The organism is Dokdonella sp. (assembly GCF_049593775.1).
Lineage (GTDB): Bacteria > Pseudomonadota > Gammaproteobacteria > Xanthomonadales > Rhodanobacteraceae > Dokdonella.
On record NZ_JBAWHJ010000215.1, the window covers coordinates 1 to 11,601 of the forward strand.

Genomic DNA, 11,601 nt, shown 5'->3' on the forward strand with positions numbered 1-11,601 from the left:
AAACGGCTTTTGCGTTGCCATGGTGAGCCTGCTTGTGGGATGGCGAACCATACGTGTTTCGTCGGCAAGACGCCACGCCAAGGGCGACAACTGGGACACCCACAATGCGGCCACACTACCTTCAACAACCGGGACACCCACCATCTGCCGAGATGGCGGAATTCTGGGCGTCCCCCTTCCAGGGCTTCTAGTGTCCCGCTTCTAGTCTCAAAGGTATGAACACGTTCAGCGCAGCTCCTTGGAGCAGGATGATTCGTTGATCACCTTGCCCGGCAGTGCTGGCAATTGTCAGCTCCGAAAACGGATCGAATGTTGCCCACAATGTGCTGTGTTCACGGCCATCTTTCGGATGAATCAGCAGTCGGACGAATGATGCATCCTGGACATTGGCGCGCTGCACACGAACCACGTTCCCTCCCGTCTGCATTTCGATTGCGTCATCGACAAGGGCAGCTGACCGCGGGGGCAGAAAGAAGGATTTCATCATGTGCCCCTTGATGATCGCGGAAGACTGATCCGCAGGCAGGACCGTCCTAGCACCATCGCCGTAGGTCTGGTCAAAGCCCGTCCTGAAGATGACAAGCGTGTCGATGTCGCTGCCGAAGCTGCCATCGCTTGCGCTGATCGTGAACTCGCCGGTGGATTCATTGCTGTGGGGCAAAATTGGAACGCTTATCAGCCAGGATACGGATTGGTTGGCAGGAACGATGACAGTGTCGAGAAATGGGCCGGTCCCGCTCATTGCGCACTGCGCTGACGGGCTGCCTGGTATACAGATCCAGGTGCTGTTCTGGGCGTCGAGGCCCGCCGAGTAGGTGCTTGTCATGTGGACATCCGTGGCGGTCATGTTCCCTGTGTTGCTCAGGGTCACGAGATAGTCCGCAATCTGTCCGTAGCGTGCGTACTCGGCTCCGTCGGTAACGGCGAGACTGAGTTGTGCTTGCGCAGGCACACACATGACCGTTACGTCAGTGATGTTGGCGTTGACAGTGCCATTTGCGTTGTCCAATGCGCAGCTTTCGCCAGACGGCTGTTGGGCGATCGCTACGGTGTAGCTGCTCCCGGCGGGTAGCAGGGCATTGAACGTGAAATTCGAGCTGCCGGTGGCGATGGCCAGATCATTTCCGCCATTGAGCCTCAGAGTCAGGCCCGAGGCAGACAGGCCGGAAATCGTGCCTCCTACGCTGTAGGAATTATCGCCGCAGTAGACAAACAGATTGCTGACTGATCCGGCGGGCATGGTCCCCGCGTCGTTGACGACATTGCATCTCTGGCTTGGGTTGTTCGGTTGCGACGACACGGTGACCGTATAGGCCGCACTTGCCGGAACGGCCGTCAGAAATTCAAACGAGGTGGCTGCGCTATTGATAGCCAGATCTTCGCTTCCAGTTCCGAAGTCGAGGTGCAGGGTCAGGCCTTCGCCATTGAGTCCGGCTACTGCACCGCTGATCGTGTTTTTCAGAAAATTCGCGTTGCAGATGGAGTCCGCGTCGATCGGTACCTGTCCGCCATCGCATGCGGAATCACCGCTCCAGCCGACGAAGTGCCAACCAGCCTGCGGGGTCGGCGTGAGCGCCACAATGGCACCCGCAGAATATCGCGCCGAACAACTGCCGCCAGTGCTGGTGCAATTCGCAATCACACCGGAGTTGGGCGGCGGTGTTGCCGCCGCAGATACCGAGCCTTCGCCGGCCACCGTGACATCAAGTGCGTAGTCAACCCCGACGCCCCGCAGGGCGACAGTGCGTGTAGTCGAAGCGGTTTGAACCTGCAACTGTCCAAGACGAAGGCCAGCGTCAGTCGGAGTAAAGATCATCGGGATGGTGCAGGTCGAGCCGGCCGGCAGGGCACCCACGCAGGAGGTGGCTGATTGACTGAAATCGCCGCTTGCATTGATCGCAACGATGGTCACGGACGTCGTGCCATTGTTGGTGACATCCACTCCCATCGGCACCGAATCGGAGCCCACTGGAGTATCGCCAAATTCGAGGGGATCCGGCGAGAGCGTGAGCGGCGGCTCCACGCCGACACCTTGCAGGGTCACGATGTTGTCTGGAGTGCCGCTCGCATCGGAGCTGACCGTCAGATCCTGACTGATATTGCCGATCGCCGTCGGGGAGAACCGGTAGCGCAGCGTGCAGCTCCCCAATGACGCGACGACGAAGGGCGTAGTACCGCAGCTACCGCCCGTGATGTTGAAGAACGGTGCCACCGGGGACGTGATCGCCGAGACGTTCAACGCGGACGTGCCGGGATTCGAGACCGTCACGCTCAGCGTCGCCGAATTTGCGCTGACCTGGACATCGCCGAAATCCAGTGGATCCGGTGTCAGCGTAAGCAAAGGAGCCACGCCAGTGCCCTGCAAGGAAAATGCAAAAGTCTCCAGTGGGGGTCCATCGCCCTGAGGTGAGGCAGGATGCCTTTTCAAAGGCGCATTCGCATCTTCACTTGCGCCGCTGACTGCCGGAGGGGCACTGTAAGGCGGAGTGCCTTGCAGATAGTAGGTCGCCGTCACGATCTGGCTGGAGTCTTCGATCGCTGTCGGGTTGAACTGATAGCTGATAGTGCAGGACGCTCCCGGGATCACTTGAATCGGCAAAGCCGAACAAGTCCCTGCTACACGGACGAAGGGTGCCGTCGGAATCGTCAGATCGGTAACGATGACTGCTTGACTCAACAGGGGATTGGACAGGGTGACCTCGCGGGTCACTGACGTGGTGTCGATCGGCACGGTGCCAAAGTCGAGGAGGCTCGGAGAGACGAACGTTGGCTCTATCCCGACACCCTGCAGCGTCAAAACGTTGTCCGGCGTTCCAATCGCGTTGCTGGTCAAGATCAGATCCTGACTGAAGCCTCCCGTGGCAGCGGGTCGAAAATAGATATTTTTCGTCTCGACGCCTCCAGGCGCCACGGTGATTCCGCCGCCGAAGCTTAAAAACGGCGGACCGGAACCTGTCACATCGCTGATGTGCAAGGGTGCCGTTCCAGGGTTGGAGATGGTGACCTGCAGCATTGAGTTGCCTCCAACTACAACGCTGCCAAAGTCGAGCAGATCCGGATTCAATACAAGCATGGCCTCAAGCGTGTTGCCTCGCAGGCTGAGAGTCCTTGTCTCAGCGCCCGCGGTATCCGAGATGATTTCGACCTGCTCTCTGGTGTCCACCCCGGACGCGTTCGGCGAGAAGGTGTATTGAAGCGTGCAACTGGTTCCGGCGGCGAGCACGACGGGTGGGGTGGTGCAGGTGCCTCCGGTCAGGGCCATCGGAGCAGCAGGACTCGTGATCGCCGAGATTTTCAGCTCCAGGGTTCCGGCGTTCGAGAGCGTCACGAACTGATTCGCCGAAGAACCCGCCGGGACATAGCCGAAGTTCCATGGATTCGGGTTGATAATCAGGATGCGCCCCTGCGCTTCGATGGCGCCAATGTCGGTGCCGGCTCCTGTCGTACGGGCAAACCCCGCACCACGCTGGTCTGACTGCAGGCCCAGAAAATTGACACCTTGATCGCGGGCCGGACTTGACGTGTTGGGGGCCCTGACGCGTACGCAAGTCGCCGTCAGCCCGATCCCCGCGTCTTCGGCACAGCCATAGTCCACCAGATTGCTGAGGTCTGGATGATCGTTGAAGAGGGTCGCCGTATTGGTGCCGTTGACTTCCGAGGAATCGTCGCCGAACAGGCTCGCACTCGTGTTGAGCTGAATCACGCCACCACCGTTGACAACCTCGTTTTGGAAGTTGCCGGTGGTCCCCTGGTTGTCGGCCAGGATCGTGCTCGCAAGTGATATCCGCAGCGAAGGCGGCCGATAACTGTGCATATGAACGCCGCCGGCCCCGTCGGATGCACGATTGTCCGTGATCGTACTGTTGGCGATCAGCAAGGTTTCCGATTGGGAAAAGATCCCGCCTCCGCCCGTCGCCGCGCTGTTGCCGGAGACTGTTGTCTGAATCAAGGTGCTGTTGCCTCGAAGCTGCAATCCGCCACCCTGGAAGGTGCGAGCTGTGTTTCCGGAGATGGTGCTGCCGGTGATTGTCGTCGGGCCTCCTATGTACATTCCGCCGGCGATCCCGGCACTGTTGTTTTCGAGGATGGTGTTCGAGACAGTGGCTCCTCCCGAGGCATCCACCCCACCACCGAAGCTAACAAGGTCAGTTGCCGAGTTTCCAGCGATCAGGCTATCGGTCAGGTTCAGTGTTTTCGCGGCGTATACACCACCGCCATCTGAATTGCGACCGGTCACCGTGTTGCCGAGAACCGAGCAATGACTGAGCGTGAGATCCCCCATTGCACAGACGGCACCTCCAGGGCCGTGGATGGCACAGTCGAGTGAGTATCGATCCGTATCAACAGTGGTCCTGCCGTCTTCAAGCACAAGCCCGACAAGCGAAACATTCGCGCTTGAAACGGTCCTGAAAATCCGTGAAGCGTTGTTGCCGCTGATGACCTGACCATCGGATCCGGCGTTGATCGAAAGATCCTCCGTGATCACTATTTCGCCGCTGGTCAAAATGACCGGTCCCAACGGCATAGGGAAGAATATCGAATCCGGACCGGTCGTTGCGTTGGCCCGTGCGACAGTGTCGCGAAGACTTCCTGTCCCTGAATCGGCGTTGTTGGTCACCAGAAAGATGGCCGCCTCGCTGATGCGGGGCACAAGCAGGTTGAGAACGGTCAATGCAGCAATAGCAAGAAGATGGCGTCTCATCGAGGCTCCCCTGTGGGCCAAGGACTTGAGTGAACCGAGTTTCCTGACTGGAGCTCGAAGTGGAACCTCGAATGCAGGGGCGAGACAACCGCCTCCGGTACCGGTCCTGAGATTACGCAAAACTTCGGTCAGTGCGCAACGTTTGGCAATGAAAGCCATGGATCACGAGCAACGCCGGATTGTGGCCAAGGACCAAGCGAGCTATGCGGCAACATCCAACATTCGGGACACCCACAATGTGTCGGGATGCCCAGGACGCGAGATCTGGCATCGGCAACAGGAAGAAGTTGGCTCAGCGCCAACTGCATCGTCCGGAATCCATGCTTTTGGGTATATCAAAGAGCGCCATTCGACGAACGAGCGGGCGATTTGCGGAAGCCGTCCAGGCCCCACCCCCGGAGCATCCGATCCGCCGCTATGTGCTGATGTGTTGTATCAGGCCGGTTGAGGTCGCAGTAGCCGCTGTGCGCTTCCGGTGCCCTTGAGCCACCCCTGCCCCATGGCCGCGGCTTTATCGATCAGGGCCTGGGCGGAGCAGATCGCCCGCCAGTAGTTTGTTTCGGTGCCCAGCATCTGCCGATGCCATTAGCGTTGACTCAGTCCCAGCTCGCGCAGGACGAACAACCGGGCCACCCACATCCTGGGCAGGCATGCTTGGCGAAATCATGGGTGTCCCGGATCATTTCAGATGCACCGGCCATGCTTGCCAAGCTTTCTCAAAGGTTTTTGCAAGGACTGGCCTCGTCGCTAGCCGTAGGATTGGGCCCGAAATCAGCCCGGCTCGATCAACCAAGGACACAACCCTGGCGGAATGGTATTGCAGACGCGAACGCATGTTCGCTGATGTATCCGCCAGCGCCGTGCAAGCAACCTCAGCAACGGCGGTCTGATGATACTCAAACGATGGACCCACTTCGCGATAGCGCGCCTGCCGGACGCGAGTACCGGGCAGCAAAGCAAGGACTGGGGCCTTCATGAACTTCACTGCTTGCCATGGCGCACGCCGAGCGTTGCGTTGACCGCGCTTCTTCGATGCGACGCATGGATTGCGCTGCTTCAGCTCGAAGTACGGCGTCAAGCACTTGCCTGCGAGCAACAAGGATCTCTGGAGAACCCGCAATGAAGTACTTCCTGTCAATTGCCCTGCTGTGCAGTCCCACACTGTCCATGGCCGGGAATCCTCTGCTCGTCCCCGATGAAAGCTGGGCGTCGCAGGCGCAATCGAACTTGAACGCGCGTGAATACCATGTCAGCCAAAATGACCTTGGCCTGCAAGCACCGAACCGGGCGCAAGGGTTTCGCACCTATTTTGATGCGAACGGCGTGCACCTGGTACATCGTGATAGTAGAAATCAGGAATTGTTGTTGGGCCTTGTGCTCAGCCATATGGATTTCGGCACGGTCACCCGCAACGTTTCGGAGGGTCGAATCAGCTTCGATCAGGCAAGCGTTGAAATTCAGCGCGGCGATGTTGTCGAAAGTTACCTCAATTCGAATCTTGGCCTGGAGCAACGCATCGACGTGAGCACGGCACCGACTGAAGCTGCCGAGATACGTCTGGTGTTTTCAGTACAAGGTGTCAGTACATATCCAAGTGAGGACGGCCAGCACATCATGCTGAGCAGCGCTCATGGCATCTTGCGCTTCGGCAGCGTCGTGGCAATGGATGCGGCTGGCACAATATTGGAAACCAGGCTGTACACAGATGAAAATACCATTGCGCTGGCGGTTTCCAGCAGCAAAGCCACATTTCCGGTCACGATCAAGAGCGTCGTGGACGGCATAAAGGATGCGCTACTTCAATCTGATCAGGCCAACGCCGCGCTGGGTTGGAGCGTGGCGATGGCCGGTGATGTCAATGGCGATGGCTTCGGCGATGTACTGGTCGGCGCGCCCTACTACGACAACGGCCAAGCCGACGAAGGGTCCGCGTTTGTCTACTTTGGCTCCTCGGGAACCTTCAACACCAGTCCCAACGCGCCGTTCGAGCTTGATAACGCCGGCGCACACTTCGGCTGGAGTGTCGCCGGTGGTGGCGATCTGAACGGTGATGGTTTTGCCGACATGATTGTTGGCGCGCCCGAATACACCAATGGGCAGGTGCAGGAAGGAGCTGTGGCAATCTACTTTGGCGGTTCCAGCAGTTTCAACAACACGCTGGATGCATTGATTCAGTCCAATCAGGCGTCGGCAAGTTTTGGAAACAGCGTGAGCGTCGCTGGCGATGTCAATGCCGATGGTTATGCCGACGTGATCATTGGTGCATATCGATTTGACAGTGGGCTCAGCGACGAAGGAGCCGCGTTCGTCTATCACGGCGGCCCTGGTACATCGTTCGATTCATTTGCCGATTCCGGCTTGGGAATCGATCAATCTGACGCCTACTTCGGGTTCAGTGTTGCTGGAGCCGGTGATGTCAATGGTGATGGCTTTGCCGATGTGCTGGTCGGGGCAAGTGGCTATAACAATGGTGAAAGCAATGAAGGTGTCGCTGCCATTTTTCTGGGCAGCAGCAGCGGCGTATTCCCGTTTCCACACGCGCTGTTGCAGGCAGATCAGGCCAATGCCGAGTTCGGCGCCAGTGTAGCTGGCGCGGGGGATATCAACGGCGATGGCTTTGGCGACGTTATCGTGGGCGCGCCTCGATTTGATCAGAAACTCAACGGCCTGCCGCTAGCGGACTCCGGCGCGGCCTTTGTCTATTTCGGAAGTAGCACTTTGTTCGACGCGGATGCTGACGCGCAACTTAATTTTGATCAGGCTGACGCCAGAGTTGGCACTTCCGTCGCGGGCGCGGGCGATCTGAATGGTGATGGCTATGCAGACGTGGTTGTCGGGGCACCGAACTACGAACAATCCCAAACGGACGAGGGGGCAGCGCGTATTTATCATGGTTCTGCAGACGGATTGAATGTGCTGGAAGTTGCCCGTTTTCGCGGTCAGCAAGCGTTCGCGAAACTGGGACAAAGCGTTGCCGGCGGCGCTGACGTGAATGGCGATGGCTTTTCGGATCTTCTGCTTGGCGTGCCCGCCTACGACGCCGGGCAGACCGACGAAGGCGCGGTCTTTGTCTATCGCGGTGGCGTTGGCGAACTTGACGATTCGGCGGACGCGTTGCTGGAAGTCGATCAGCACAGTGTATCCCTGGGCTGGAGCGTAGCTGGCGCAGGCGACGTCAACGGTGACGGCTTCGCTGATGTCATCGTCGGCGCACCTTATTTCGATGCGGGAGAAGTCGACGAGGGCGCCGCATTCGTCTACCTGGGCGGCGCGAACGGGCTGAACACCCTGGTTGATGTCGTGCGGTTGGAATCCAATCAAGCTGGCGCAAGGTTTGGCCACAGCGTAGCGAGCGCGGGCGATGTCAATGGCGACGGCTATACCGACTTGATTGTCGGGGCCCCACGATACGACACGCTATCGGTCGATGCTGGCGCCATGTTTGTTTTTCTGGGCGGCAGTTCCGGGATCGAAGCGATAGCGCATACGCAAATTCAATCCAATCAATTCGAGGCGTACTTCGGATCGAGCGTTGCCGGTGCAGGCGACATCAACGGCGATGGATTCGCCGACGTGATCATTGGTGCGGAAGCCTACGATTTCGGACAGACCGATGAGGGTGCCGCGTTCGTTTATCTGGGTAGCGCGAGCGGAGTCGTGGATCAGTCGGTTAGGCTGGAGTCGAACCAGGTCGGTGCAATGATGGGTCGCAGTGTGGCTGGCGCGGGCGACGTCAACGGCGATGGCTTTGCCGACGTGATTGTTGGTGTGCCGCGCTACAACAACGGACAAACCGATGAAGGCGTCGCGTTGATCTACCTCGGTGGCGCCTTCGCTCCGATCCCCGCCACACTGCTGGAAGCCAACCAGGCCTCGGCGTTCTTCGGTACCAGCGTGGCTGGCGCAGGAGACGTCAATGGCGACGGCTACGCTGATGTGATCGTGGGAGCGCCGTCTTATGACACGGCTCAAATCGATGGCGGCAGCGCGCTGGTGTTTCTTGGTGGCAACGCAGGCGTCGCGACCACCGCGCAAGTTCAGATCGTGTCGAACCAGGCCTTCGCCCACTACGGTAGTAGCGTCGCCGCAGCTGGAGATACCAATGGCGATGGCTATGCCGATGTCTTGATCGGTGCACAGGGGTACGACAGCGGGCAAACGGATGAAGGCGCAGTTTTCATCTACAACGGCAGTGATGCGGGCATAGACAGCAGCGCGACGGTCAAGCTGGAATCCAATCAGACGGGTTCGAACATGGGTGAGAGCGTTGCGGGCGTAGGTGACGTCAACGGCGACGGGTTTGCTGATGTCATCGCCGGAGCACCCTTGTACAGCCATGTGCTGAATGAACAAGGCAGAGTGTTTTTCTACCTTGGTGGCGATGCACCAGGGCGTTTGGTACAGCCGCTTCAACTGCGCACCAGCGGCACGTTGGTGTCCGAGTGGGGCATCTCCAACATCGATGACGGTTTGCAGGTGCAAATGCATGCCACCAGCCCGCGCGGCCGCGAACGGGCCAAATTGCAGTTGGAGGCTTGCCCTGCTGGCTTTCGATTCCTGCACCCGGCTTGCAGCGATTTCGTTTCCGGCAGCTGGCAGGAACTACCGGCCAGCAGTGCGGGCGCATCGCTCAACGTGATGGCGCCGGGCTTGAACTCAAACACCCTGTACCACTGGCGCGCCCGCGTGCTGTATGCGCCCCTGACAGTCACCGCTCCAGGCATTGTCGCCGCAGCCAAACCAGTCGCTGGTCCATGGCGGCGATTGAACAGCAGCGCCGACGCGGCAGATACGCGCATGCTGTCGCCGGTGGCTTTGTTTTCTGATGGTTTTGAATGGGCCGCACAATGAAGCTCAGGGATCCCCTGAATAATTCGACGTAGCCCTCACCGCGTCTGTCTGGGTGCAGTTCGCGACGCGTCGACGACGGCAAACGGAACATCCCGAACATCTCGGACACTCACCAACAACCGAATTCGAAGGCTCGACAGACTCATTTTTCGTCACACCAGCAAACGAGAGGCAGATTTTTTTGCGGATTCGACATTCACGGCAATTTTTCGTCAGTCCATGGTCAGTCAGCTTGCTTGCAACGAGCCCAGCTCACGGATATGCAGAGCGCTTTCGCCATGCCGACAGGTTCATCAATGGCCCAAAGTGGCGATAGGCCCCTGTATCAACGGCATATTCACCAAGCAGTGAAATTTTTTGCGGGCATGACATAGGTCAAGGCTGGAGCAGTGTTTGGCCGAGATAATCGCGAGCACTTGGCTAATAAAATGTCGCCGTGCAGTTCATTTATATACTTCAACCCTGTACGTTGATGCTATTTTAACGGCACTTGTTATATACCTGTTCCGTTAGGGGGCTTGGGGCAGACAATCTGTCTGTATCTGCGCACGATGACTGAGGGGGTTTTCCGCATGAAAAGATTAGTTACCGATAAACACAATGGGGCTCTGCAACAACGATTGAGAATGACGCCGCTGGCCGCCTGCTTGACTGCCGCACTGGCCTTCAGTGCCTCTGCTCCGCTGTTGGCAAGCGATGCGGGCAGCAACCCGCAGTTGAATAGTGCTCGCACACAGCTTCTGGATAGCGTGTCCAGTGGTGAGGCGATGCTGTCAAGACTTACCCCCGCCCAGGCTGCCAGGGCCGACATGGCCATGCAGCGCGCGTTGGGAATCGACAAGATCGGCGTCATCATGGGGGCGACCATTCCGGTCACCAACTGCAACGATTCCGGTTCGGGCAGCCTCCGGAACGCCTTCGGCATTGCCGTCAGCGGCGACACCATCGATATGAGCGGGCTTGCTTGCACGGTCCTTCTCACAAGTTCGCTTGTTACCTTCGCGGATGATTTGACCATCCAGGGCGACACGGAGTCCAAGTACCCGATTCTCGACGGCCAGGACACGATCGAGCCGCTGGCTCACTACGGTAACGGCGCCCTTGTCCTGTCTGGCGTGACGGTCCGGAGCGGAAGGTTTTCGGTAGCGTCCAGCGGGACGGCCTCGGGCGGCTGCATCTATTCGACTGGCGACGTGGTTCTGCAGGATTCCTCCCAAGTCAAATACTGCACGGCTGAGAACACTGGAAGCGGGGACGCCAAAGGTGGCGCAATCATCAGCGCGGGCTATACCTCGGTGCTTACGGGCAGTATCGTTTCTGGTAGCGAGGCCATCGCCAACTCAGGCGTTGCAAAGGGTGGCGGCATCTACGCCTCAGGCGGCGTCACCATGAAGTACGGTACCGTCACCAACAACAGTGTGTTCACTACTAGTGGATCGTACACGCGGGGAGGTGGCATCTATTCGCCATCAGACTTGACTGCAAAATACTCCGGCATCAGCGACAACAGCGCCACCAGCAATGGATCCGTCATCGATGTGGGTGGCGGAGCGTGGATTTCCGGATCGTCAACAATCATCAAGTCCAGTATCTACGACAACCAGGCTGATTCAGCCGCCGCCATGGCGCTGGGCCGTAACGGTACGGGCAATACGACAATCGACTCGAGCACGATTGCCGACAACAGGGCCAGCGCTTCCAACGCCAAGTATGGTGGTGGCGTGTATCTTGGCAATACCAGCACCATCCAGAACACCACGATCAGCGGCAACATTGAACGAAACAGTGCCAACGAGAAATATGGCGCCGGGCTTCTGATAAAGAATGGCGTCAATCTGGACATGTCCAGCACGATCGTTTCGGGCAACGTTCTGATCGACACCACGGACGTCAGCTTCCCCTCGGATATCCGCGGCAACGAAACTACCCCGGCCACGATCACCGGCGACCACAACCTGGTGGGAACAAGCAAATATGCCACGACACCTGGGGATACCATCGACGACACTGAACCGATGCTCGGCGTACTGAGAAACAACGGTGGCTTC

General features: G+C 58.5%; 3 protein-coding genes. 2 read left to right on the top strand and 1 reads right to left on the bottom strand.

Translation table 11 applies throughout. The annotated features are described in order from the left end of the window. Positions 1-187: 187 nt before the first annotated feature. On the bottom strand, positions 188-4,702 hold the full coding sequence (locus WBP53_RS07700) for a choice-of-anchor D domain-containing protein (RefSeq protein WP_423927573.1): 4,515 nt from the start codon (positions 4,700-4,702) through the stop codon (positions 188-190). A gap of 1,119 nt (positions 4,703-5,821) precedes the next feature. Here WBP53_RS07700 and WBP53_RS07705 point away from each other — a divergent pair. Next, positions 5,822-9,553, top strand: coding sequence for an integrin alpha (locus WBP53_RS07705; RefSeq protein WP_423927575.1), 3,732 nt, complete (start codon positions 5,822-5,824; stop codon positions 9,551-9,553). A gap of 572 nt (positions 9,554-10,125) precedes the next feature. Next, a partial coding sequence (locus WBP53_RS07710) for a hypothetical protein (protein WP_423927577.1) occupies positions 10,126-11,601 on the top strand: 1,476 nt, incomplete at its 3' end.